Consider the following 23,452-nt stretch of genomic DNA (forward strand, 5'->3'; position numbering starts at 1 on the left):
AAGCCTACGCACTATAGCGTCAAAGCCATGTAGGTATAGTATCGCGATTTATGATCTCGTCAAAGGTTGGACGGGGCCGAATGACAGCGAATTGATCGTCATGGACCAATACTTCCGGAATCAGGGGTCTGGTATTGTACTCTGATGACATGACTGCACCATAAGCTCCAGCCGATCTGAACGCGACCAAATCGTCTGACGCGACAGGGGGTATAAACCGTTGTTTTGCAAACGTATCACCGCTTTCGCAAACTGGTCCAACAATGTCATATTTCACATGTTCTCTGCCCGGTTCAGGCTCCACCACGGGAAGAATATCATGATATGCGCCATACATTGCCGGTCGGATCAAATCATTCATCGCAGCATCAAGAATCAGGAATTTCCGATTCTCACCAGATTTCACATAAATCACCTTGCTGACCATGATCCCAGCATTGCCGGAAATCAGGCGACCCGGCTCAATTTCAACCTCGCATCCCAAATGGCCGACAGTGCGTTTGATCAGATCACCGTATTCTGTTGGCAATGGTGGTGCTTCATTCGAGCGCTCATAGGGAATGCCGAGCCCGCCGCCTAGATCAAGCCGTTTGATCATATGCCCGTCTGCACGAAGGGTTTCAGTCAGCTCCGCCACTTTTCGGTAAGCCAGCTCAAAGGGTTCCAGTTGAGTGAGCTGGCTGCCGATATGCACATCGATCCCGACCACCTCTAGCCCCGGCAGGTTTGCCGCATGCGCGTAAACATCGCGGGCCCGGCTGATCGGGATGCCAAACTTATTGTCTGATTTGCCAGTTGCTATTTTCTCATGGGTTTTGGCATCAACATCCGGGTTCACACGGATCGTAATAGGGGCCGTTGCGCCTAACGAAGTTGCAACCTCGCTTAGCACGTTTATCTCAGGCTCAGATTCGACGTTGAACTGCCTAATACCGCCCTCAATGGCCATGCGCATTTCTTCGTGGGTCTTACCAACACCCGAAAAAACAATACGATCTCCCGGCACACCTGCAGCCTTGGCCCGAAGATACTCACCCCCCGACACAACATCCATTCCGGCACCAAGATCAGATAACAGCTTGATCACTGCCTGATTGGAGTTCGACTTCATCGCATAGCAAACAAGATGATCCAACCCCTTCAACGCGTCGTCAAACAACTTGAAATGACGCGTCAGTGTGGCAGTCGAGTAGACATAAAACGGTGTCCCAACCGTCGCAGCAATGTCTTGAACAGCAACGTCTTCAGCATGAAGCTGTCCATTGCGATACAGAAAGTGATCCATCAGGTCTGAGGCCTTGTGCGCAAGAAAAGATAAAGCGGCAATCCGCAACTGACACCGATACAGAAGGTTGCGGGAATCGCAACCAGCCCAAGCCAGTTTTTGCGCGTCCAGCTTTCCACGATTGCCCAGGTCGTAAGCGATACGGCTGCAATCGTGAGGTCCCAAACCAGCCCGCTGGATGCGGCATTCGCATGCCAGGCCTCGACCATCAAGCCAAGATCATATCCGTTTTCGTTGAACCACGCGATGAACCAGCTCATCGGGTGGACCGTGCCCCAGATGGCGAGAGCGAGGTATAGAAGCCGCAAGACAGACATCATGAGCCCTTTTTATCCAAATATTGCAAGACTTAGAACGAAATCGGCGAACGGAAAACCATCAGCCTCGCCCGAGTCAAATTTTGGCCACGATTGTTAAGTATCTGGAAACGAACGGTCGTTATTGGGTTAAACCTTCAATCAAATGAGAGCATTTTTAGCATTCTCTGCGCTATACTTTTTACTAGCGGTTGGCTTAATCGTTGCCTTTACTGACGATTCACTTTTTATGATCAAAAGTGCTTTAGCGCTCTCATTGATATTTTTGGAAGAGTTCTTCAAATTTCTCCACTACATCGTTATTGGTTTGGTCATATTATTTTTCGTCGTTGGTCGCGAAGACATAAAAGAAAGGCTGATAGCAACCCTTGCTGCAAGCATGGCCGTGATCATAAGCACGGTTTCTTTTTCCCTTATCAAATCAATCATTTCTTTGATCGTTCCATTCTATGCTGATCCATTTTTCGCAGGTCTTGATAAATGGCTTCATGGCGGCATCGACCCGTACATCCTAGCGCACCAGGCCGCGCCAAACCTTGATCCTGCTTGGGTGAGCTATTTGTACTTTCATATCTGGGGCATTCCATCTCTGTTCTTACCAGTATTCATTGCTATAACGGATGGCGACGCGCAGCGCTCAAAGCGCTTTATCATTCTGTTCGTGACAGTTCTGTTGGGCCTTGGGAACATCCTTGCAATTGCAGGAAGCTCTGCCGGACCTATTTACTATGATCAACTGCTTGGTGGAGACCGCTTTGCGTCACTCATTGTGTCATTGTCAGATGTTGGGATAGCCCAGTCGCTGGTGGGCGAAATACAAGCTAGACTATGGGATACTTATAGCAGCGGACAGATTGGTATCGGTTCTGGCATATCAGCATTCCCAAGTGTCCATGTTGGGATGTCGACCGTTGTATCACTCTATATTGCTGAACGATGGCGATGGCTCTCACCTATTGCGCTTGCTTATGTTACGGCAATCCTATTCTGCTCGGTTCACACCGGCTTCCATTATGCGCTGGATAGTTACTTCTCGATCCTGTTCATTGTCGGTCTATGGGTTGTTCTATGGCGACGCAACGTCGCATTTGCCTCTTACAATACTGCCTGATTGAAAGATAAACACTATAACTGCGGCCGTATCTGCGTGCTAAATTCAAAAGAGGACATCCATCAATGACCGAAACGACACGCGAAAGCATGGAGTATGATGTTGTGATTGTTGGAGCTGGACCAGCTGGTCTGAGCGCAGCAATCCGCCTCAAGCAGCTGAATGCTGATTTGAATGTCGTGGTGCTTGAGAAAGGATCCGAGGTTGGGGCGCATATCCTGTCCGGTGCGGTACTTGATCCATCTGGCCTTGATGCTTTACTGCCAAACTGGCGTGATATGGGCGCGCCCATCACGGTGCCTGTCAAACAAGATAACTTCTACATGCTAGGCGAAGCCGGGCAGTTGAAGATTCCGAATTTCGTCATGCCGCCGCTTATGAACAACCATGGCAATTACATTGTCTCGATGGGCAATGTCTGCCGATGGATGGCGGAAAAAGCCGAAGAAATGGGTGTCGAGGTTTTCCCTGGCATGGCCTGCTCGGACATTGTTTATGGCGAGGACGGTGCGGTCAAAGGTGTTATCGCAGGTGAGTTCGGGCTAAAGCCAGATGGCACCCCGTCAGAAGGCTACGAACCAGGGATGGAGCTGCACGGTAAATACGTTCTACTAGGGGAAGGTGTCCGCGGTTCATTGTCCAAGAAAGTCATCGAAAAATTCGACTTGGCCAAGGACGCGCAGCCTCAGAAATATGGCCTTGGAATGAAGGAAATCTGGGAAATCGACCCGGAAAAACACCGTGAAGGCACCGTCACACACACTATGGGCTGGCCCTTGGGCAAGAATGCTGGCGGCGGATCATTCATATACCATTTGGACAACAATCAAGTTTATGTCGGCTTCGTCGTACATCTGAACTACCAAAACCCGCACCTTTTTCCCTATATGGAATTCCAGCGCTTCAAACATCACCCTATGGTGGCCGAGCTGCTGAAAGGCGGCAAGCGCATTGCTTACGGCGCGCGCGCGATCACAGAGGGTGGGTGGCAATCCTTGCCCAAAACCGTCTTTCCGGGTGGGGCATTGCTTGGCTGTTCGGCAGGCATGGTCAATGTTCCGCGCATCAAAGGCAATCATAACGCCATGCTATCTGGCAAGGCTGCTGCCGAAGCGGCCTATGCTGCCATCCAAGACGACCGATCCAGCGATATGTTGGATAGCTATGATGCCGAGGTGCGGAATGGCCCTATCGGAAAAGACCTAAAACGCGTTCGGAATGTTAAACCGCTCTGGTCACATTATGGACTGACGGCCTCGCTGGCGGTCGGTGGGTTCGATATGTGGACGAACAATCTGTTCAACTTTTCCGCTCTGGGCACGCTGAAGCACGGCAAGTCAGACGCAGACGCTACTGGCGAAGCCTCAAACTTCGAGCCAATCGACTATCCCAAGCCCGACGGGACCCTGTCATTTGATCGCTTAACCAATGTCAGCTTTTCCATGACAAACCATGAAGAAAGCCAACCGGCGCACCTTAAGCTGAAAGACCCTGATGTACCCGTTAACGTCAACCTGCCAAAATATGCCGGCCCGTCAGCACGATACTGCCCGGCGGGTGTGTATGAGTTTGTGATGGAAGAAGGTAAAAAAACCCGCTTTGTCATTAACTTTCAGAACTGCGTACATTGCAAAACCTGCGATATCAAAGATCCCAGCCAGAACATCGACTGGACAACACCGCAAGGCGGCGATGGGCCAAACTATCCGAACATGTGACTTGGATCACGCAATGACAGCCCTGTGACCGTTCTGCGCATGGACAACATCTATGAAGACACTACTTTGAGGTTATAAAAATTATTGGGCATCTACGTATGACATCTGGTTTATCCCGAACTCTTCTAATGACGCTTGGATTAAGTGTATCTACCGCCCTTATATCTCTGCCGGTGGCGGCAGAGTCTGGACTTGCGGGCCCTTATTTGGCCGCGCGACAAGCAAGCTTTCTGTCAGACTACGAAATGGCTGCCAAATATTACGATCAGGCCCTTAAAAGTGAGCCGGGCAATATTTCTCTGATGGAAAACGCGCTTGTGTCCTTTGTTGGCAAAGGCGACATGGACGGTGCAGCCCGCATTGCCCAGCAACACAAACAGGCTGGTGGTCGAAATCAGTTGATCAATGTGGTCCTGAACACCATAGCCATTGGCGAAGGTGATTTCGAATTTTCCCCAGAAGAAACGATTGAAACCTCTGGGCTGGCACCTCTTGTAGATGGGCTGGTTCGGGCATGGTCGTTTCTAGGCCAAGGCCGCATGTCTGATGCAATTGCAAGCTTCGAGACAGTTGCGGAAACCGAGGACTTCGCCAGTTTTGCGCGGTATCACCAAGCACTGGCGCTTGCTGTAGTTGGCGATTTTGAAGCATCAGAACAGATTTTTTCTGGTGAAACTTACGGCCCATTGACACTAAGCAGCCGTGGCATTGAAGCCCATGCACAGGTTCTGGTTCAGCTTGAGCGTCACGGTGCAGCAATTGAACTGCTGCAAGAAGTCTTGGAAGGCGGGTTCAGCGCCGAGCTTGAAACGCTCCTGGATCGTTTGCAGGCTGGTGATACTGTTGAGTACAACTTCGTTACATCAGCACAAGATGGTGCCGCAGAAGTATACTACAACATGTCCTCAATCCTGAATGGCCGCGCCGCACCGGAACATGTATTGATCTATGCGCGCCTTGCCGAACATCTGCGCCCAAACCACGCACCTGCCCTTCTGACAATTGCCGAAACACTGGAAAGCCTTGATCAGTACGAACTGGCGAACGCAGCCTATGCAAATGTGCCAACGGATCATCCGACATATTTCATAGCCGAGATGGGGCGCGCAGATGCGCTGTATTCCGATGATCGTAAAGATGCCGCGATTGAAGTTCTGACCGCGCTGAGCAAAAGCCATAGCGAAATTCCCATGGTTCATGCTGCCTTGGGCGATATGTTGAGCCGTGAGGATAAAGACGATGCAGCAATTGGTGCCTATACCAAAGCGCTGGATCTTCAGGGTGACGACACACCTAATTCGGCTTGGCGTATCTTCTACGCGCGGGGCATCGTCTATGAGCGCCTGAAGAACTATCCAGATATGGAGCAAGACTTTCGCAAGGCGCTTGAGCTGTCCCCAAACCAGCCGGATGTGCTGAACTATCTAGGATATGCGCTGGTTGAACAAAAGATCAAGCTTGAAGAAGCCTTGGGCATGATCGAAACCGCTGTCGAAGAGCGTCCGCAAAGCGGGTATATCACCGACAGCCTTGGCTGGATTTTCTACCGGCTTGGGCGCTTTGAGGAAGCGGTCGAACCTATGGAAAAAGCCGTCTCCTTGTTACCTGTTGATCCGGTGGTCAATGATCATTTAGGCGATGTCTACTGGAAGGTTGGCCGTTTCCGCGAAGCTGAATTCCAATGGAAGCGCGCGTTATCTTTTGAACCAGCTGAAGCGGAGGCAGAGCGAATTCGCCTTAAGCTGGATGTCGGCCTTGATGAAGTCCTGGAAAACGAAAGCAATACCGAGGAAACTCAGACTGCGAATGATTGAGGTCTTTGCACCTGCAAAAATCAACCTGACACTGCATATTATCGGCCAGCGTGATGACGGGTATCATCTGCTGGATAGTCTGGTGGCCTTCGCAGATGTGGGTGACAGGCTATTGATCGCAGAAGGCGAGATGCTTTCTCTGAAGATCGAAGGGCCAGAAGCCGCAGATATACCATCCGGTGCAGATAACCTTATTTTCAAGGCTGCACAGACGATTGGCCAGTCCAGGCACGCCGCTATTACCTTACAAAAGAACCTGCCAATCTCCTCGGGCATTGGCGGAGGTTCGGCAGATGCAGCAGCCGCCCTTCGTGGTCTGGACACGTTCTGGCATGGTCATCAAGGCACGTTAAAGCTTCTTGAATATGCGAAGACCATGGGGGCCGATGTCCCGATGTGCCTGCTGTCAACAATCCTGCGCGCCCAGATGACCGGTGAAGTTCTTAAGCCCCTAGAGAATATGCCATCAATGCCATGTGTTTTGGTAAACCCACGTTATCCTGTCTCAACACCTGCTGTTTTTAAGCAGCTTTCGAAAAAAGAGAACCCCGCCATGCCAGCGCATTTGCCGCATTTTACAGGTATACACGACGTGGCTGCATGGCTAGCGACACAGCGAAACGATCTGCAGCCACCAGCGCGCAAGATCGCACCCATTATTGATCAGGTCTTGTTAGAAATCTCGCGCAGTACGGATTGCCTTTTGGCCCGCATGTCCGGGTCAGGGGCGACATGTTTTGGGTTATTTCCTGATCTGAGCGCCGCAGCCACCGCTGCAAAAGCTATTGCAGACAATCATCCGGACTGGTGGGTCCGAAGCTGCATTCTGGGCTCACAGGATGAATTGGCACAGCCCAAGGCAGGTCAGTTGAGACGCGCAACAACGTAATCGGCCAAATCACGCAACATATCCCTTATTGGATGATCCGGGACGGATGCCAAAGCCTGCTTTGCTCTTTCTGACCACTCCAAAGCATCGGTCCGCGCTGCGCTCAACGCATAATGCTTATCCAGCAACGCAAGCGCGTGTTCCAAATCACCGTCGCGTTGATCCCCTTTTTCGATCACGCGCATCCAAAAAACACGCTCTTGCGCATCCGCTTTCGCGACCGCTTTAATCAACGGCAACGTCAGTTTGCGTTCGCGAAAATCATCACCGATATTCTTGCCAGTTTGAGTCGCAACACCTGCGTAATCCAACACATCATCGGCAATCTGAAAGCTGACACCCAGTGCATCACCATAGGCAAACAGAGAGTTTACGACCTGCTCATCGGCATCGGCGATCATCCCGCCAACCTGAGTTGCAGCGGAAAACAAGGCAGCCGTTTTCCCCCGAACCACTTGCAGATAAATGTCCTCATTCGTCCCGAGATCCTGCGCGGCGGTAAGCTGCAACACTTCGCCTTCGGCAATCGTTGCGGCAGCATCTGACAACACCCGCAAGACATCCAGACGCCCAGTTTCTGTCATAAGCTGAAATGATCGGGCAAACAGATAATCCCCAACCAGAACGCTGGATTTATTGTCCCACAACAAATTTGCGGCGGGGCGGCCACGCCGCTGGGCGCTTTCATCAACCACATCATCATGCAGCAGAGTTGCCGTATGAATGAACTCGACCGTCGCGGCGAGATGTACATGATACGGACCCTCATATCCGCATATTCGCGCCGCAGCCAATGTCAGCATAGGGCGCACGCGCTTGCCACCAGCTTCTACCAAATGGCGTGTAACTTCTGGAATGCGCGGAGCGTGTTCTGATGCCATACGATCCGATATCAGCGAATTCACTGCGGATAAATCATCGCTCAGGGCAAGTTGCAGGCGATCATGGGGTTTTGCAGATGGATCGTCCAAGCTCATCACATTGACCGCCTATTCTCTCGACAAACACCGGAAGGTGTCGTTATCTCTGGATCATGAAAGAACTTTTACGCAGCAACGACCCGACAATCATCGCATTTGCACAAGCTCTTCTTCAAGGTGAAAACATAAACACCTTTGAAATGGACGTCCATATGAGTGTGCTAGAAGGGTCGGTGGGTATATTGCCGCGGCGCCTGATGGTTGCGGAGCGCGACCTGTTCATGGCACGCGCAGTAATGCGCGATAATGACATCACAATCGAGGGCTAAGTGAGCTTCGCGGATAATGCGTTGAGCTGCGACAAGTTTCTGGGCGGTAAATTGCATATCTGGCAGCCCCTGGACGGCTACCGCGCTGCCACCGACCCGGTGCTACTGGCCGCCGCTTGCCCAGCAAAACAAGGGGAAAGCGTACTGGAACTTGGCTGCGGTGCCGGTACTGCATCACTGTGTTTAGCAAGCCGGGTTACTGTCGATCTTACAGGAATTGAATTGCAGCCAGCATATGCCGAGTTGGCGCTGAGAAACGCAAAAGAAAACCGGATCAGGTTCAGTGTCGTCTGCGCTGAGCTAACCGATTTGCCAACCGCGTTGAGAACACAAAGTTTTGACCACGTCATCATGAACCCGCCCTACTACCGCCATGGGACACGGTCCAATGATGCGGGCCGAGACCTGGCTTTGCGCGAGGAAACATCTATCGAAGACTGGATTGCCTGCGCGCTACGCCGCCTGAAGCCCAAAGGCTGGCTAACACTGATTCATATGACTGAGCGGCTGCCTGATATTCTGGAAACGCTAAATTCAAGGGCAGGTACGATCAGTATTAAACCATTACAAGCGCGTGTCGGAAAAGACGCCAAACGCATTTTGTTACAGGCGCAGAAAGGCTCAAAAGGACCATTTCGATTGTGTAACCCATTGATAATTCATGAAGGTTTGCGTCATGAAAAGGACGGCGAAAGTTATTCCAAAACTTTGCAGAGCATTCTACGCGACGGTGCGACAGTAAATTTTTGACAGAAAACATGCGTACCTACGCGTTGAAATACGTGACTCAGACCAACAGATATGGTGGACTACACGTATTGAAACCAACCATCGGAGGTATGCCCATGTCCATCAGTTCACACTTGTCAGAGCTGAAACGGAAGCACGAAGTATTGTCCAAACGTGTTGAAGAGGCGCAGCGTAACCCGAGTACGGATGATTTATCCATTGTTGAACTGAAGAAGAAGAAACTTCGTATCAAGGAAGAGATTAGCAGGCTTGCAACCTGACATTTTTCTTCGAAAGACGTGGGGTAACGAATGGCACATTGCCGTTGTGTATATCTCAATAACAAAGGGCCGGGCCAAAATGGACCGGCCTTATGTGTTTAAATCGGCAGAGATTACGCCAGATACTGACCGCCATTTGCCGACAGAGTTGCACCGGTGATAAACCCGGCATCATCTGACGCCAGAAACGCAACGCAACGCGCAATCTCGGAGGCCTCGCCCAGACGGCCCACGGGGATTTGCGGCAAAATGACTTCGTTCATTACTTTCTCAGGGATCGTACTCATCATTTCTGTGTTTATGTAACCAGGCGCGACCACATTAACAGTGATACCCGCGCGCGCACCTTCTTGTGCCAAGGCCTTTGTGAAACCGATATCGCCAGCTTTCGAAGCAGCATAGTTTGCCTGCGCAAACTGACCTTTCTGACCGTTGATCGAACTAATCGTAATCACGCGCCCAAATTTGCGATCACGCATACCGGGCCAGATCGGATGCGTCATATTGAAGACACCACTTAGATTGGTATCCATCACCTCTTTCCATTGATCAGGCGTCATTTTGTGAAATGGCGCATCGCGGGTGATCCCAGCGTTGTTTACAAGGATATCTACCGGGCCCAGATCCGTCGCGACCTGCTTAATGCCTGCGACGCAGGCGTCATAATCCGCGACATTCCATTTATAGGTCTTGATACCTGTTTCAGCCGTGAAAGCTGCCGCCTTTTCATCATTGCCAGCATATGTTGCCGCGACCGCGCAACCCGCTTCTTTCAAGGCTGCCGAAATCGCCGCGCCTATGCCGCGCGACCCACCCGTAACCAGTGCTACACGTCCCAAATTTATCTCCTCCCGATGTAATTTTATTTCATTAAGTTTTTAGCGTTCGACGCATATCGCGACACCCATACCACCCCCGATACAAAGCGTGGCAAGGCCTTTTTTCGCATCACGTCGCTTCATCTCGAACAGAAGCGTATTTAGGACGCGGCACCCAGAGGCGCCAATTGGGTGGCCGATCGCAATCGCGCCACCATTCACGTTCACAATGGAAGGGTCCCAACCCATGTCTTTGTTGACGGCACAGGCCTGAGCGGCGAATGCCTCATTCGCTTCGACAAGATCAAGATCATCGACCTTCCAGCCTGCTTTCTCAAGCGCTTTGCGCGATGCGTATATTGGCCCAACGCCCATAACGGACGGGTCCAGCCCAGCCGTCGCGTAAGAAGCGATTCGTGCCAGTGGCTCAATCCCGCGCTTCTCCGCGTCATCTGCGCTCATCAACAAAGTCGCGGCGGCGCCATCATTCAGGCCCGACGCATTCGCAGCTGTCACAGAGCCATCTTTGACAAAAGCAGGCCGCAGCTTTTGCATTGCGTCCATTGTTGCGCCATGGCGAATGTATTCATCATTTTCAACGACGACATCACCTTTACGAGTCTTCACGGTGTAGGCGGCGATTTCGTCAGCGAACTTCCCGTCTTTCTGCGCGGCTTCGGCCTTGTTTTGGGAACTCACCGCGAATTCATCCTGCATATCCCGACTGATCTGCCATTTCTCGGCAACGTTTTCCGCGGTCTGGCCCATGTGGTAACCATTGAATGCATCCCACAAACCGTCGCGAATCATCGTATCGATATACTGCATATCCCCCATTTTCTGACCTTGGCGCAAAGTTGCAGCATGGGGTGACATGGACATATTCTCCTGACCACCCGCAGCCACAATAGCTGCATCGCCAAGTTGAATATGCTGTGCGCCCAAAGCGACCGCGCGCAGGCCCGATCCGCAAACCTGGTTGATGCCCCAGGCCGCGCTTTCAATCGGTAAGCCCGCATTGATATGGGCTTGTCTTGCGGGGTTTTGCCCTTGGGCAGCCGTAAGAACCTGACCGAGTATTGTCTCGGATACTTCGGACTTGTCGATACCAGCACGCGCCACCACAGCCTCAAGAACGGCAGTACCCAGATCATGTGCAGGCGTATTAGCAAACGAACCCAAAAAACTGCCAACTGGGGTGCGAGCGGCTGAAGCAATTACAACATTGGTCATGTCTGGTCCTTTCCAAGGAAAATGGCAGTTGGTCAGTAAACTTGGAGCAACGTAATATTCTTTCGTCCCTACCCGCAAGGCCGAGTCGTCAAGATATTGTAACTTGCCCTCTTACATGCCAAAGCCAATGGACAAGCGCTATGACGCAGGTCAAATCTCCGGGCGGTACGTTTATGCCAGTTTCAAGACTTGCGGTTCCGTTGTTTGTGTCGGGACAGACAGGCTGGGAGCACCAAACAGATAACCTTGCAGGCAATCCACACCGGCCGCGATCAAATATTCTGCATCGCGTTCTATCTCGACCGATTCCGCGACAGTGAACATCTCAAACTGCTGCGCAATGGACACCAACGCCTGAGTCAGAACCTGATTATCCGGATCAGCATGGATATTACGAATGAAGTCCCCATCAATCTTCACAATATCAAAGAAGAAATCCTTGAAATACCGAAAGGCCGTATAGCCGGATCCGAAATCATCCAAGGCAAAAGAAATGCCCTTCATCTGCAATCGCGCCATGAAATCTATGACCCGTTCAGGCATGTCCATGGTTGAGCTTTCAGTAATTTCCAAAATCAACCGTTCACTGATTGTTGGGTTTTTATAAAGCCCGCGGGCCAATGTTTCTTCCCAGTCAGGATACCCGATAGAGCGTGCTGACATATTTATAGACAAGCGCAGATTCGGTTGGCGCGCCAGTTGGGCAAGACCATATGACAGAGCTAGGCAATCCAGCTTACGCCCTTCCTGTGTTGGCTCAATCGTCTCGATAAAATCGCGCGCAGGAATGACACGCCCGGTCTGGTCCAGAACGCGGATCAGCCCTTCGTAAAATGCGGGTGTATTGAATTGGCGCGCCTGCATGACAGGTTGGTAGGCAAGCATGACATTGTCATTATGCAATGCATGGCGGACCATGTCCAAAGTCGCGCTGTCCCGCTGGCGGACTGCTTCGGTTAACGGGCTCTCTGCTGTAGTCCAGTTCATGCGCGATCTACTCATTCTCCATTTCACTGGTTGATCTGTAACCGCGCTAATCCTAAACAGAGATTAATATTCCACTTTTGTTCTAATTTTAGCTAAATGAGAGCGAAGGACTTATCTATCTGAAAAGAGGTAACAAAAATGTCGGAGCGTTGTGGTTGGTGTGGAACCGAAGAAATTTATACCACATATCATGATACCGAATGGGGCGTGCCTGAATATGACAGCCGCGCTTTATGGGAAAAACTGATTCTGGATGGCTTTCAGGCAGGCCTCAGTTGGATCACAATCCTTAAGAAGCGGGAAGGGTTTCGCACAGCTTTTGCAGGGTTTGACCCGAACGTGATTGCAACATGGGGTGAGCCCGAGGTGGAATTGCTTCTGCAAGATGCAGGAATTGTCCGGCATCGTGGCAAGATCGAAGCAACTATTGGTAATGCGCGCGCGTGGCAGAAAATAGAGCAAACCGAAGGGTTTGATAAGTTTCTATGGGATTATGTGGATGGCAAGCCACTGCAAAACCGTTTTGAAACACTTGCCGATGTGCCAGCCTCAACGGAGTTGAGCACACAGATATCAAAAGATTTGAAGAAAGCTGGCTTCCGGTTCTGTGGGCCGACAATCGTATATGCGTTCATGCAAGCGGTCGGCATGGTCAACGACCATTTGATCACGTGCCCCAGCTACAGCAAAGTCGCATCGCTAACGCAAAAAGGGCGAGCATAATGCTCGCCCCTTGGAATATTGCCATCAGGGAGGATCAGGCAACATATCCGTTTCGCAATGCTTAGGCTGCTTTTGCAGCTTTCTTCGCAGTTGCGGTCATTTCGTCAGTCGCTTTTTTGACAGCAGCAGTCGCATCTTCCTGCATGTCTTTTCCAGCGGCCATTAGCAACTCAACAGTTTCCATTTGAACTTTTTTCGCAACTTCTGCGAAAGCAGCCATATGTTCTGCAGTTGATTCAGCCTGAGCAGATGCAAAATCTGTGAAAGCTTTTGTGTAATCAGCAGGTTCTGTTTTTGCTTTGGTAACACCACCAACTTTTGCAATGGTCTCTTTTGCATATTTGCTGGACAGTTCAGCAGATGTCGCAGCAGCGTCCAGTGCGACTTTGGACATTTTCTCACCAAGCGAAGCAGATGTTTTCATCGCTTCGTTGAATGCAGTCATGTCAACTGGGAACGCAGATGCCATGTCTGTGAATACTTTAGTGTAGTCTTGTGCCTTAGCCATTTTCAGTCTCCGAATAAATGGAGCCACCATCAGCCCCGTCTCGTTGTTCTGAAAAGTTATATACATGCTGCATTGCAGCATTTCAAGTTTTTTCTGCATTGCAGCATAAATTGACTAAGTCTTTATAAAATCAGCACATTCCAGCATTAAGCCTTCATCCGGGCGTAAGTCCCAGGTGCAGATATCAGCACAGGATGGCTTTTTGAGCCTGGAATGCGAGCGGCGACTCGCGCACCTGAGCGTTTCTTCAACCACTCTCCCCATCGGGGCCACCAAGACCCTTCATTAAAGGTCGCGCCTTCCATCCAGGCATCTGCATCCACCATCTGGCCGTCATTGGTATAATGACCGTACTTGTTTTTTGATGGTGGGTTTATAATGCCAGCAACATGCCCGGACTGAGATACGATGAATGTCTTATCCTTTGATGCAAACTGTTTGATGCCGTTGAAGCTGCCCTTCCAAGCGGCAATATGATCAGTTTCACAAGCAACTGCGCAGATCGAGAGTTCTATATCCCTCAGGCTTAGCGTTTCACCCAGAACGCGCATTTCGCCAAGCGCCAGCTTGTTTTTCTGACACAGCTCGCGCAGGTATTCGACAACAAAACGTCCTGCCAAATTCGTGCCATCACCATTCCAATACAACAGATCAAAGGCTGGTGGGGCTTCGCCCATCATGTAATTGCGGATTGCAGGCCGATAGATCAGGTCATTGGCCCGCAAATAGGAAAATGTCCGGCTCATAAAGAAGGACTGCAAACACCCCGTATCTGCCACTTGACACTCAATACCATCAACAAAATCATCATCCAGAAAAACGCCCATCTCACCGGGATCAGCAAAATCAGTTAATGTCGTAAAGAACGTGGCGGATTTGATCGATTTATCTTTACGCTTGCGCAAAAGCCCCAGAACCATCGCCAGTGTTGTGCCAGCAATACAGTACCCAACTGCGTTTACCTGCTTCTCACCGGTAATTTCTTTCACCTGATCGATGGCCGTCAAATACCCTTCTTCGATATAATCATCGATCCCGGTCGAAGCATAACTGGCGTCCGGGTTAACCCAACTGGCCATGAACAAGGTATACCCCTGATCAACGATCCATTTGATCAAAGAGTTCGCGGGCTTGAGATCCATAATGTAAAACTTGTTGATCCAAGGCGGAAAAATGATCAACGGCGTCTTATGAACCTTTTGCGTTGTCGGAGTATACTGGATCAGCTCAAACAGGCGGTTACGATACACAACAGAGCCTTCTGTCGTCGCAATATTTTCACCAACTGTGAATGCAGCTTCATCGGCCAGTGACACAAGCAGATCACCTTGATTTTGCTCAATGTCATGGACCAAGTTTTCCAACCCCCTCACCAACGATGCGCCATCGGTCTCAACGGCTTTAGCAAGTGCTTCTGGGTTTGTACTTAGAAAGTTGGTGGGAGCCATCATATCAACAATTTGGCGTACAAAAAAGGATACGCGATGCTTGTCCGCCTCTGGCAAGCCTTCAAGATCACTTAAAGCGCTCGAAATAGCTTCACTTGAGAACAGATATTGCTGTTTGATAAAGTTGAAGTAGGGGTGGGTTTCCCACATCTCGGACTTGAAGCGAGGGTCCGATGGGCCCTTATCTTCTGGTGCTTGCAACTTGCCGCTCGCCAATGCTTGCTGAGCTTCCATGTAATGCTTGAGCGATTTGCCCCAATAGCCGACCTGTTGCTCAATCATCTTGGACGGGTTTGACATCATTTCAGCCATATACGCCGCAGCAGCCTTCACATACAGATCGTGGCTTGGACCCTGCAAACCCGGATCAGCTTTCCTTTTATTAGACAAAGCCGCGACCAGCCTTTTCGACAGGTCCTCCATTTTTGCTATGTTGGCGTTTAACCGCTCAAGTTTCTCTGCGGTTTCGTCAGTTTCTGTTGTCATTTTAACAGTTCCATCATAGCTTTATGCTGCAAGTGCGAAATGCAGTCGTTTTTCCGCGGGGACAATGCGACGCTTTAACATAGTGGGAAGCTTACCCGCGAAAGGAGTGTGCTGTGAAGTATATGGTAACATATGATGTTATAGAATCCATGCGGCTGACGAATGAATGGCTCGGCGCGACCGCCAAGGCCATGAGTTCTCATCCCGCAATGGCAATGACGCCCAACCCGATGTTCAAGATGCTCGCAGCTTGGGGTGAAGTGACCGAACGATCATTTGGTCGTATAATCACAAGGCCAGATTGGGACATTCACACTGTCGTAGGCGAAGATGGGCGCGATCATGTTGTTACAGTCGAACACGTCATGGAAAAACCTTTTGGCGATCTGATCCATTTCAAAGTTTCTGACCGACCCGAAAAACCGCGCAAGGTCTTGCTGGTAGCGCCAATGTCCGGGCATTACTCGACGCTTCTGCGTTCGACCGTATCCAGCCTTCTGCCCGATGCAGAAGTTTATATTACAGATTGGCACAATGCCCGCGATATTCCAGTCAGCAAAGGCAAGTTCGATATCGAAGATTATACCCTCTACCTTGTCGATTTCATGAGGAAAATGGGCCCGGACAGCCACGTTATTGCCGTCTGCCAACCTGTTCCGCTTGCACTTGCGGCAACGGCATATCTTGCCGAAGAAGATCCCAACGCGCAGCCAAAAACACTGACGCTGATCGGCGGACCAGTCGATCCGGATGCCGCAGCTACGGATGTAACCGATTTCGGGCGCCGTGTAACAATGGGCCAGCTTGAGGAAATGGCGATCCAACGTGTTGGCTTCAAGCATGCAGGCGTGGGGCGAATGGTTTATCCGGGCCTATTGCAGCTTGCTTCTTTCATGTCGATGAACTCCGAACGGCACAGTCGCGCGTTTTCGGAACAGATCATGCGCCAAGCAAAAGGCGAGGCATCAGATCACGATGCACATAACCGTTTTTATGATGAGTATCTGGCAGTTATGGATATGACGGCTGAATTCTACCTGTCGACGGTCCAGCGTATTTTCAAAAATAGTGAAATTGCAAAGAATGAATTCGTTGTTGCTGGAAAAAAGGTTGATATCGGTAAGATAACCAATGTCGCTGTGAAAACGGTCGAAGGTGCAAATGACGATATCTCGGCCCCAGGTCAGTGCGTCGCGGCCTTGGATTTGTGCACCGGGCTTTCTGATGCGAAAAAAGCAAGCCATGTAGAACCCGGCGCAGGGCATTACGGAATTTTCGCAGGCAAAAGCTGGCGTAAAAACATCCGGCCACTTGTGCTTAGCTTTATAGATGCAAATAGCAGCACACCAACAAAACGAAGAAAGCCTAAACTGGTGAAAACAGGTTAATTACTGAGACGTCCCAAGCGTCATCACCTGATCTTCACCATTTTGATCTGTTACAGTGACCGAATTTCGAGTGATCGATTTTATAACCCATTGCCCGATACGCTCACCCGTTTTGCGGCGCATCAGTTCATTGTTATTCGACAGGCGTAAAAGCGCTATCTGACTGCCGCCATTATTCAGAATACCAGAAAGGCTAAGGGTTACTTTCGGTGCAGCGACAGGCGCAACCGGAACGGGCGGACGGCGCGTAACGTGGAAAATGGGGCGCTCTGTCAGGTGAAATGCGCCCTGCGCCAAACGCTGATCAATATCTTCCGCCCTTTGGGCGATATCGTTGGCAGTCGCCTCTGTCTCGTATGTGCTGAAATCACTACCGCTGGCGGGAAGCCAGATCACCCAGGCAAGCAACGCGAAGATACCGCCAAATGCAAGTGGTGCCCATTTTTCAATCTGCGCGGGGGTAATCCCCCGAGCAGCGCTCATTACTTGTCCAACAGAGCCAAAACTTTTTTCATCGGTCAGCAAAGCCACTAAGTTTGAGTTGAATTGCCAGAAGCCGCTGATCTTCCCCACGGCGCGCGCCTCTGGCACGGCGCAGATTTAACGCATCAACGACAACCATCGGTTCGTGTCGAGCCAATTGTTGGAGCAGCAGTCCCAGATTAGCTTCTGGCACAACACCGTTAAGAACAAGGCCCAGCCGAATACGACCTGCAAACTGCTCGATCTCGTCGGCGCGAATAACCTCCAACTTCATGTCATGCGCGTCCGCAAGCTTTTGCATCTCGCTTTGCATCTGCGTCTGTGCCAGTTGCGGCGTATCACCTTTGTAAAAACGGGTTTCAGATGCACCCGGCCCAGCATCCCCAGGGTTCAGCGACTTGCTACGTTCTACGATGTCCTGCAAATCGGTGATTTCTCTGCTGCGCTCACTGGCGCTGCTCCAAAACATCAGAGCAATCACGAGACACCCAATACCCAGTAATAGCAACAGGCGCAGCACTGTGCGACGCGGAGCGTCCGCATTATGAAATACAAAATCGCTCATGATGCACCTGTAAGCGTGGCAATGATCTGAAACCGTTCCAACCCTTGGGTATTGTCGCGCGTTACAGGCGAGCCATAGCGTATATCACTTAGCGCCTCGATATCCGACAAGATGCGTGTGATTTCACCTGCCGAGGGACCATATCCGGTTATGGTGAGCTTCTCATCATCTATCGCAATCTGCTCAAGCCATGTCCCATCAGGTAAAAGCTCAGCCAACAGGCCTGGAAAGGATAGTTTAGTAAAACTGATCATCTGGCGCTGATTTATGTCGCGTGCACTTGCACTGATCCTTGCCTGAGCGCTTATAGCAGCCTGCGCTTCAGATGCTGCCTGCGATGCAGCATTGTAACGTAAGCTTTGCGAAGCAATCAAAAAAATGGCCGAGATTGCAAACACCACAAAACATACAACAGGCACTCGAAGCGTTGGGGGGATGTCCCGTAGCATCTTACCCAGCCTGCCTGTTCTTGGCGCAGACTTAGTAATCGCCCAATCTGGTCTTGCGATAATCGCGATATTGCCATCACCTTTTTGTCGCATGACAGTCCCGATCTTTAGACCCGCGTCAGAGATACTCTGCAATGCCCCGTCAACTGACGATTTCAGGGCAATGGATGCATCGATATGCCAATCATCCTCATCTGTCTCATACGCGGTCCAAAACCAAACCGCGCTGCTGTCCCCAAAAGGCGAGCGGAATTGCAATTCTGTCTCGATCATTGATCGCAGCTCATCCAGCGGGCCATCCGGCAAGTTGAAGGTTAAATCAAGCGCCGCCCGTCCGGTGAAGATCAAATCAATTGCCTGTCCATGCAAGGAAGTCAGATGGGCTGCCAAATCCGAATTCCGACCCAATGCCTGATCAGACCCATTCATTCGAAGCGTATGGCCTTCATCCCCGATAAAAAGCTGGTTCGGGGAAAGGTCCTCATGCTGTACGATTGGATTATGCAGCTCTCCCCAACCGGCGCGCGCCAGATTCATCACCTTACCAAGCTTCTTTGCTGACAGTTTTGGTGTTTTAGCGTTTGACGGCATCTGGGGTGTATTGGTCATTACTACTTTACTTACGAACAAAAGGGGGCGTCACCGCCCCCTTGTCCACGCCCATAGAGTGATTTGGTAGATTAACCCACTCTGGTGAACAAATTCTGGTTTTGGAACGCGTGCTCCGGGAAAATCGTTGATACCAGATTCTCTGGCATACTCATATGCCTAACCATAATCTCTGCGACAAGATCTTTATAGTTCACAACCGTGGGCACATAGCGATTGTTCAAAAGCTGATCTTCCTCAAGCGAAACAATGTCGTTTGCAACTCCACCAACAGTAGGACCGCCAAAGGCAAACCACGCGCCGCCGTGACCGTGATCCGTTCCGTTATTGCCGTTTTCTTTGACCGTGCGTCCGAATTCCGTTCCTACCAAAACGACGACATCATCAATCATGTCGGAAATATCGCGGTAGAAAGTTACAAAGTCCGAGGCCCCATTACGCATATTGCTATGATATCTGAAGTTCTGATCGGTGAAGCGGTTCGCACCATTTGCGATCTGGTTTGAGTGCGTATCCCATCCAATGTTCCAATCCATAGCGGCAACTTCAAGCGGAACACCAGCTTTCAGCAATTGCGCCGTGAGTCTTAGACCGCGACCAATGTCAGAGTTTGAATACACCAAACCGTCCGCGCTGGGGGTATAATCTGTGCCAGCCCTTTGAATTTCGACGATTGTATCCAGCATGACAATCTGGTTTTCGCGCACAGTACCTTCCATAGATGCCTGATCAACCTCGTGAGATGAGATTTCCCGCATCAGCTGTGTCAGTTCGGTACAGCCATCACCACATAGCGATGTATTTCTAACGTTGAAATTGTTATTGTTTGGAACGGCTGGAACGCTTATTTCTCCGCGGATTTCAGTGCTTATAGAGAACTTACCAAGTGTTGCGCCCCTTAAAGGATGATCTGGTCCAGCTATATTTTGCATATAGCGGTTCAAATATCCGTCAAAGAGATTGTTGCGCGATCCGACACCAATCCAGCGCTGGTTGTCGAAATGTGACCTGTTGCCTTCGTCAAGCGCTGTAGACGGAGATACCATCATGCGCCCGTCGTCCCAAATCTCTTTCAAAAGTTCTAGGTTCGGGTTCATCCCACGGTAGCTGTCACCAATATCAACCGCAGAGTTTACACCACTGCCCGGCCCCTCGATGGCGATATTCGGGCGATGCTGATAATAGGCAGTGTCGCCATAGGCCGGAAACAGATGAAGCCCATCGGCCCCACCGCGCATGAAAACCTTGATGAAGGTTTTACCGTTGGTCGACTGGCCAAAAGCAAACTGCGGGGCACCAGCGATACCGGCCATGCTAGCAGCTGTCATAAGCGCCGATGATTTCAGAAATTCTCTACGAGTTGTCACTTTGTACACCCTTCTCTTTAGGCCACGGCTTATATGTTTTGATCATTGCAGCAGGAAGCTTGGAGATACAATCAGTAGGCCAACGGCACGTCTGAATGCTTCTTTTTCATCCTGAACCAATGGTTCGAATATACCATCTTCATCCTTGAGAACCTGAACAACAGCCTCAAACTCTTCTTGTGAATATCGGTCCGCGGTCCCGATTGCGAGCAGGTAGGCTGCCACTTCTTCAGCCGTTTCCAACCCGATGTCCCGAGTACGAGTCTGCACATCGAAATTATAGCTATCCGGACGTTCTGCCACTTCGCTGACTTTGCGGTACAAAGCCACCATCACAGCCGAGTTTGCCCAAGCCTTGCCAACTTCGGGCAAACCTGTTGGAACAGGGAAATGATGCGGGCGATAGCCTGCAAGTTCCAGGGCTTCCCTAAAGCGCCTTAGGAAGTCATTGTCATTACCCGGATCATTTGGACGCGCACCAAGGGCGCGGATGACCGAGACAACATATTCAAATGGTGTTTTGGATTTCTCACGCTGATATTCAACATTCTGGATGAAGTCCGGACTGGTCAGAATGGCGCGAAGTATCTCACGCGAGTCCCCGTCATTCGCTGCCCAAGCCGCGACACAGGTTGCAACCATGGAAGCCGACGGACGATCAGATACAAATTTTTGGACAATCTTGCCACATACATAGTTCTGGGTGCGTTCGTCAGCGGCAAGAAGCGCGATGAGTTCCTCACCTTCCTGAGCTCCGTCTCCAGCGCGCCCTTCAATCGTCGTGTTCAAAAAAGGCAGAACCTTATCATCGCTATCGTGACGCTCATCAAGGAAGTCAAACTCATACTGAGGTGCAACCTCATTCTGACCTTCATTCGTGTTACGATAATACCAGCCAGTAAAGATGCGCGACACGGCGATCACATCGTCGTCCCCATACCCGCCATTCACTCCAACGGTGTGAAGTTCCAGGATTTCGCGACCATAGTTTTCATTCAAACGACCCGCTCGGTTTTCATCGTTGTCCAAAAACTGAGACATTAATGGGCTTCGCGCAGAATAAAGCAGAAGATCTTCAAAACGCCCGAAAGCATTGTCACGGTAGAATTGCCGGTCAACGATAGCTCGGTGATAAATTCCAGACGCCTTGTTCGAAGCGTGGAAATGGTTCCACCAGAATTGGCCCATAATTTCCTGTAACTGCTTTTCAGTATACGCAGCCGTTACGATATCATGGTGGACAATTGATCGGAACATCGCATTGCGATCACGTGTTGTGCTGTCAATGATGTCCTGCGGTCTCAGGCTTTGTAGAAAACTGTCGTCAATCGACTCCGGATTGAGCTGTTGGTCAACATAGGTTTCGTATCCGATAGCTTTCACGCGAGAATAAAGTTCAGACGTCGGACCATATGTGATGCGGGACAGCGCTTGACCGACACCATCCTGAACCACTCCAACATCATATGTGTAGGACACAGGCTCAGCCTCGACCTCACTGTTGCCGCTGAAAGTGCCAGTCAGCGTCACAGTGACTTCTGCACCAGTCATGTCTTCAGGGAAAAGCCGTACAGCGAATTGGCCCGTGGTTGGGCCGACATCAACACTGGTTGTGCGCCCGGACGGTGCAATTGCGACCTCAACAGTATCAAATGTCTGAGAGTCCATCACGGCACCAAAAAGCGTTTGCCCGGTATTTGCAACAATGCCCTCAGACGAGGCCCCGGCAGTCAATTGTACAGCCTCTGTCAATGTGACCCCTGTCGGAGGTGCAAGAGGACTGGAGGACGCTGATCCACCACCTGGGGCCGGAGCAGGTGCAGGGGCCGGTGCAGGTGCGGGGGCCGGAGCAGGCGCGGGGGCCGGTGCAGGCGCAGGGGCCGGAGCAGGTGCGGGGGCCGGTGCAGGCGCGGGGGCCGGTGCAGGTGCGGGGGCCGGTGCAGGTGCGGGGGCCGGAGCAGGTGCGGGGGCCGGTGCAGGCGCGGGGGCCGGTGCAGGTGCAGGCGCGGGGGCCGGAGCAGGTGCCGGGGCCGGTGCAGGCGCGGGGGCCGGAGCAGGTGCCGGGGCCGGTGCAGGTGCGGGGGCCGGTGCAGGTGCGGGGGCCGGTGCAGGTGCGGGGGCCGGTGCAGGCGCGGGGGCCGATGCAGGTGCTGATCCACCACCACCACCACTACCACTAATTCCACTCGCCACACCAGCTGTCACAATTGGGACGGTGCTTGATTGCGTAGTTCCGCTTTCTTCTGATGCACCGGAGGAGGTGCCGGTAATCGCATTGGCCACTTGTACAGGGCGACGCGATGGGGCAGCGCCAGCAGATTGAGATCTTGCGGGGGCGACAGCAGGCGCGCTCTCGCCAGTACCGCCGGTGCGTTGTAATCTTGATGAACCGCCACCGATAACAAACGGAGCGCGTTGCTGACCCGCTGTACCCGCAACACCTTGCGCCGCTTGCGGTGCAGCAGCAGATGGCTGGCCAGCAAACTGATTTGCTTGCGTAGCAGTCATAGCAGATGCAACTTGTGATATCTCGGTGGGCAACTCCCCTGCCCGGTTAAAGGTGACACGATTAATATCCGCTGGGCGCAGCTTACCGGGTGCAACTTCAAGTATATGATCCCCAGCAGACAGGGTAACAACTGCCTTCACGGGTTCATTGTTTCTACCGCCTGATATGGACGACAGATCCAGCACAAGCTCTCCGTCGATCCGTAATTGCGCAGCACTGCCTGCAGGTGCGGCAAAAACAAAAGCGCCCGCAGCAGGGATGGAAATTTTATAAAACGTATTCGTGGGCTGCGCTTGCGATGATCCCGCCGCAAAGGACTTATTGACCTGACTGTAAACAGAATTGTTCTTTTGGGTTTCTTCAGCAATCGCTACGCCAAAACACACAGACATTAATACCGGCGTAACAACGCCCAGCCGCACAAGCTTCGCCTTCATAATATCGCACCCTTTAAAATTTGCCATATTTGGCGGTAATTAAGCCGTG

The 23,452-nt window shown here is 51.3% G+C and carries 22 protein-coding genes; 9 read left to right on the plus strand and 13 right to left on the minus strand.

Annotation, left to right across the window (positions count from 1 at the left end; genetic code table 11):
• Window positions 1–19: 19 nt before the first annotated feature.
• The gene (gene lysA / locus ACZ1HF_RS10795; RefSeq protein ID WP_472657501.1) at window positions 20–1,285 is read right to left on the minus strand and encodes a diaminopimelate decarboxylase; all 1,266 of its coding nucleotides are present in this window, start codon (window positions 1,283–1,285) and stop codon (window positions 20–22) included.
• A complete protein-coding gene (locus tag ACZ1HF_RS10800) occupies window positions 1,285–1,602 on the minus strand; it encodes a DUF2834 domain-containing protein (protein WP_472659033.1) in 318 nt (105 codons plus the stop codon). The genes lysA and ACZ1HF_RS10800 overlap by 1 nt, the downstream gene beginning before the upstream one ends.
• A 145-nt stretch (window positions 1,603–1,747) precedes the next feature.
• On the opposite strand from ACZ1HF_RS10800, the gene ACZ1HF_RS10805 reads away from it, so the two are divergent.
• The 4 genes from ACZ1HF_RS10805 to ACZ1HF_RS10820 all read left to right on the plus strand — a co-directional run bounded on the left by ACZ1HF_RS10805 (window position 1,748) and on the right by ACZ1HF_RS10820 (window position 7,134).
• Window positions 1,748–2,713 carry a phosphatase PAP2 family protein gene (locus tag ACZ1HF_RS10805; protein WP_472657502.1) on the plus strand — a complete coding sequence of 322 codons (966 nt, stop codon included), beginning with the start codon at window positions 1,748–1,750 and terminating at the stop codon, window positions 2,711–2,713.
• Between the two features lie 65 nt (window positions 2,714–2,778).
• Window positions 2,779–4,431 carry an electron transfer flavoprotein-ubiquinone oxidoreductase gene (locus tag ACZ1HF_RS10810; protein ID WP_472657503.1) on the plus strand — a complete coding sequence of 551 codons (1,653 nt, stop codon included), beginning with the start codon at window positions 2,779–2,781 and terminating at the stop codon, window positions 4,429–4,431.
• 98 nt (window positions 4,432–4,529) lie between these two features.
• Window positions 4,530–6,245: a tetratricopeptide repeat protein gene (locus tag ACZ1HF_RS10815; RefSeq protein WP_472657504.1), complete on the plus strand. Its 1,716-nt coding sequence runs from the start codon at window positions 4,530–4,532 to the stop codon at window positions 6,243–6,245.
• Complete coding sequence (locus ACZ1HF_RS10820) at window positions 6,238–7,134, plus strand: 4-(cytidine 5'-diphospho)-2-C-methyl-D-erythritol kinase (protein ID WP_472657505.1); 897 nt, start codon at window positions 6,238–6,240, stop codon at window positions 7,132–7,134. Before ACZ1HF_RS10815 ends, ACZ1HF_RS10820 begins: the two co-directional genes overlap by 8 nt.
• Here ACZ1HF_RS10820 and ACZ1HF_RS10825 read toward each other — a convergent pair.
• A complete protein-coding gene (locus ACZ1HF_RS10825; protein WP_472657506.1) occupies window positions 7,110–8,111 on the minus strand; it encodes a polyprenyl synthetase family protein in 1,002 nt (333 codons plus the stop codon). The genes ACZ1HF_RS10820 and ACZ1HF_RS10825 overlap by 25 nt on opposite strands.
• Window positions 8,112–8,167: 56 nt before the next feature.
• On the opposite strand from ACZ1HF_RS10825, the gene ACZ1HF_RS10830 reads away from it, so the two are divergent.
• The 3 genes from ACZ1HF_RS10830 (at window position 8,168) to ACZ1HF_RS10840 (ending at window position 9,393) form a co-directional block, all read left to right on the plus strand.
• A complete protein-coding gene (locus ACZ1HF_RS10830) occupies window positions 8,168–8,383 on the plus strand; it encodes a putative signal transducing protein (protein WP_472657507.1) in 216 nt (71 codons plus the stop codon).
• Window positions 8,384–9,133 carry a tRNA1(Val) (adenine(37)-N6)-methyltransferase gene (locus tag ACZ1HF_RS10835; protein WP_472657508.1) on the plus strand — a complete coding sequence of 250 codons (750 nt, stop codon included), beginning with the start codon at window positions 8,384–8,386 and terminating at the stop codon, window positions 9,131–9,133.
• Window positions 9,134–9,228: 95 nt separating this feature from the next.
• On the plus strand, window positions 9,229–9,393 hold the full coding sequence (locus ACZ1HF_RS10840) for a YdcH family protein (RefSeq protein ID WP_472657509.1): 165 nt from the start codon (window positions 9,229–9,231) through the stop codon (window positions 9,391–9,393).
• 113 nt (window positions 9,394–9,506) lie between these two features.
• Here ACZ1HF_RS10840 and phbB read toward each other — a convergent pair whose 3' ends face one another.
• The 3 genes from phbB to ACZ1HF_RS10855 form a co-directional block, all read right to left on the minus strand.
• Complete coding sequence (gene phbB / locus ACZ1HF_RS10845) at window positions 9,507–10,232, minus strand: acetoacetyl-CoA reductase (RefSeq protein ID WP_472657510.1); 726 nt, start codon at window positions 10,230–10,232, stop codon at window positions 9,507–9,509.
• A 39-nt stretch (window positions 10,233–10,271) separates the two neighbouring features.
• Window positions 10,272–11,444 carry an acetyl-CoA C-acetyltransferase gene (locus ACZ1HF_RS10850; protein ID WP_472657511.1) on the minus strand — a complete coding sequence of 391 codons (1,173 nt, stop codon included), beginning with the start codon at window positions 11,442–11,444 and terminating at the stop codon, window positions 10,272–10,274.
• A 171-nt stretch (window positions 11,445–11,615) separates the two neighbouring features.
• Window positions 11,616–12,446 (minus strand): EAL domain-containing protein, encoded by an 831-nt coding sequence (locus ACZ1HF_RS10855; protein ID WP_472657512.1) that lies wholly within the window; start codon window positions 12,444–12,446, stop codon window positions 11,616–11,618.
• A gap of 123 nt (window positions 12,447–12,569) precedes the next feature.
• On the opposite strand from ACZ1HF_RS10855, the gene ACZ1HF_RS10860 reads away from it, so the two are divergent.
• The gene (locus ACZ1HF_RS10860; RefSeq protein ID WP_472657513.1) at window positions 12,570–13,154 is read left to right on the plus strand and encodes a DNA-3-methyladenine glycosylase I; all 585 of its coding nucleotides are present in this window, start codon (window positions 12,570–12,572) and stop codon (window positions 13,152–13,154) included.
• Between the two features lie 61 nt (window positions 13,155–13,215).
• Here the strand turns inward: ACZ1HF_RS10860 and ACZ1HF_RS10865 are convergent, their stop codons facing one another.
• Both ACZ1HF_RS10865 and ACZ1HF_RS10870 read right to left on the minus strand, forming a co-directional pair.
• On the minus strand, window positions 13,216–13,662 hold the full coding sequence (locus ACZ1HF_RS10865) for a phasin, PhaP (protein WP_472657514.1): 447 nt from the start codon (window positions 13,660–13,662) through the stop codon (window positions 13,216–13,218).
• 146 nt (window positions 13,663–13,808) lie between these two features.
• Window positions 13,809–15,596, minus strand: coding sequence for a PHA/PHB synthase family protein (locus ACZ1HF_RS10870; protein ID WP_472657515.1), 1,788 nt, complete (start codon window positions 15,594–15,596; stop codon window positions 13,809–13,811).
• Window positions 15,597–15,709: 113 nt separating this feature from the next.
• On the opposite strand from ACZ1HF_RS10870, the gene phaZ reads away from it, so the two are divergent.
• The gene (gene phaZ, locus ACZ1HF_RS10875) at window positions 15,710–16,984 is read left to right on the plus strand and encodes a polyhydroxyalkanoate depolymerase (RefSeq protein WP_472657516.1); all 1,275 of its coding nucleotides are present in this window, start codon (window positions 15,710–15,712) and stop codon (window positions 16,982–16,984) included.
• On the opposite strand, the gene ACZ1HF_RS10880 is transcribed toward phaZ, so the two are convergent.
• The 5 genes from ACZ1HF_RS10880 to ACZ1HF_RS10900 form a co-directional block, all read right to left on the minus strand.
• On the minus strand, window positions 16,985–17,467 hold the full coding sequence (locus ACZ1HF_RS10880; protein ID WP_472657517.1) for a hypothetical protein: 483 nt from the start codon (window positions 17,465–17,467) through the stop codon (window positions 16,985–16,987). It abuts the gene before it with no gap.
• 28 nt (window positions 17,468–17,495) lie between these two features.
• Window positions 17,496–18,032 (minus strand): GspMb/PilO family protein, encoded by a 537-nt coding sequence (locus ACZ1HF_RS10885; protein ID WP_472657518.1) that lies wholly within the window; start codon window positions 18,030–18,032, stop codon window positions 17,496–17,498.
• A complete protein-coding gene (locus ACZ1HF_RS10890) occupies window positions 18,029–19,090 on the minus strand; it encodes a PilN domain-containing protein (RefSeq protein ID WP_472657519.1) in 1,062 nt (353 codons plus the stop codon). The genes ACZ1HF_RS10885 and ACZ1HF_RS10890 overlap by 4 nt, the downstream gene beginning before the upstream one ends.
• Before the next feature lie 71 nt (window positions 19,091–19,161).
• The gene (locus tag ACZ1HF_RS10895; RefSeq protein WP_472657520.1) at window positions 19,162–20,403 is read right to left on the minus strand and encodes a DUF1501 domain-containing protein; all 1,242 of its coding nucleotides are present in this window, start codon (window positions 20,401–20,403) and stop codon (window positions 19,162–19,164) included.
• A 96-nt stretch (window positions 20,404–20,499) separates the two neighbouring features.
• Window positions 20,500–23,403, minus strand: coding sequence for a DUF1800 domain-containing protein (locus ACZ1HF_RS10900; RefSeq protein WP_472657521.1), 2,904 nt, complete (start codon window positions 23,401–23,403; stop codon window positions 20,500–20,502).
• Window positions 23,404–23,452: the final 49 nt, after the last annotated feature.

The organism is Litoreibacter sp. GN1-5 (assembly GCF_055693805.1).

What these genes read in the sequence shown, in the direction of transcription:
- ACZ1HF_RS10870 (WP_472657515.1), bottom strand. Translation starts at nt 15,596, where the DNA reads ATGACAACAGAAACTGACGAAACCGCAGAGAAACTTGAGCGGTTAAAC.
- ACZ1HF_RS10820 (WP_472657505.1), top strand. Translation starts at nt 6,238, where the DNA reads ATGATTGAGGTCTTTGCACCTGCAAAAATCAACCTGACACTGCATATT.
- ACZ1HF_RS10850 (WP_472657511.1), bottom strand. Translation starts at nt 11,444, where the DNA reads ATGACCAATGTTGTAATTGCTTCAGCCGCTCGCACCCCAGTTGGCAGT.
- ACZ1HF_RS10800 (WP_472659033.1), bottom strand. Translation starts at nt 1,602, where the DNA reads ATGTCTGTCTTGCGGCTTCTATACCTCGCTCTCGCCATCTGGGGCACG.
- ACZ1HF_RS10805 (WP_472657502.1), top strand. Translation starts at nt 1,748, where the DNA reads ATGAGAGCATTTTTAGCATTCTCTGCGCTATACTTTTTACTAGCGGTT.
- ACZ1HF_RS10880 (WP_472657517.1), bottom strand. Translation starts at nt 17,467, where the DNA reads ATGAGCGCTGCTCGGGGGATTACCCCCGCGCAGATTGAAAAATGGGCA.
- lysA (WP_472657501.1), bottom strand. Translation starts at nt 1,285, where the DNA reads ATGGATCACTTTCTGTATCGCAATGGACAGCTTCATGCTGAAGACGTT.
- ACZ1HF_RS10865 (WP_472657514.1), bottom strand. Translation starts at nt 13,662, where the DNA reads ATGGCTAAGGCACAAGACTACACTAAAGTATTCACAGACATGGCATCT.
- ACZ1HF_RS10825 (WP_472657506.1), bottom strand. Translation starts at nt 8,111, where the DNA reads ATGAGCTTGGACGATCCATCTGCAAAACCCCATGATCGCCTGCAACTT.
- ACZ1HF_RS10895 (WP_472657520.1), bottom strand. Translation starts at nt 20,403, where the DNA reads ATGGCCGGTATCGCTGGTGCCCCGCAGTTTGCTTTTGGCCAGTCGACC.
- ACZ1HF_RS10900 (WP_472657521.1), bottom strand. Translation starts at nt 23,403, where the DNA reads ATGAAGGCGAAGCTTGTGCGGCTGGGCGTTGTTACGCCGGTATTAATG.
- ACZ1HF_RS10810 (WP_472657503.1), top strand. Translation starts at nt 2,779, where the DNA reads ATGACCGAAACGACACGCGAAAGCATGGAGTATGATGTTGTGATTGTT.
- ACZ1HF_RS10840 (WP_472657509.1), top strand. Translation starts at nt 9,229, where the DNA reads ATGTCCATCAGTTCACACTTGTCAGAGCTGAAACGGAAGCACGAAGTA.
- ACZ1HF_RS10830 (WP_472657507.1), top strand. Translation starts at nt 8,168, where the DNA reads ATGAAAGAACTTTTACGCAGCAACGACCCGACAATCATCGCATTTGCA.
- ACZ1HF_RS10860 (WP_472657513.1), top strand. Translation starts at nt 12,570, where the DNA reads ATGTCGGAGCGTTGTGGTTGGTGTGGAACCGAAGAAATTTATACCACA.
- ACZ1HF_RS10890 (WP_472657519.1), bottom strand. Translation starts at nt 19,090, where the DNA reads ATGACCAATACACCCCAGATGCCGTCAAACGCTAAAACACCAAAACTG.
- ACZ1HF_RS10885 (WP_472657518.1), bottom strand. Translation starts at nt 18,032, where the DNA reads ATGAGCGATTTTGTATTTCATAATGCGGACGCTCCGCGTCGCACAGTG.
- ACZ1HF_RS10855 (WP_472657512.1), bottom strand. Translation starts at nt 12,446, where the DNA reads ATGAGTAGATCGCGCATGAACTGGACTACAGCAGAGAGCCCGTTAACC.
- ACZ1HF_RS10815 (WP_472657504.1), top strand. Translation starts at nt 4,530, where the DNA reads ATGACATCTGGTTTATCCCGAACTCTTCTAATGACGCTTGGATTAAGT.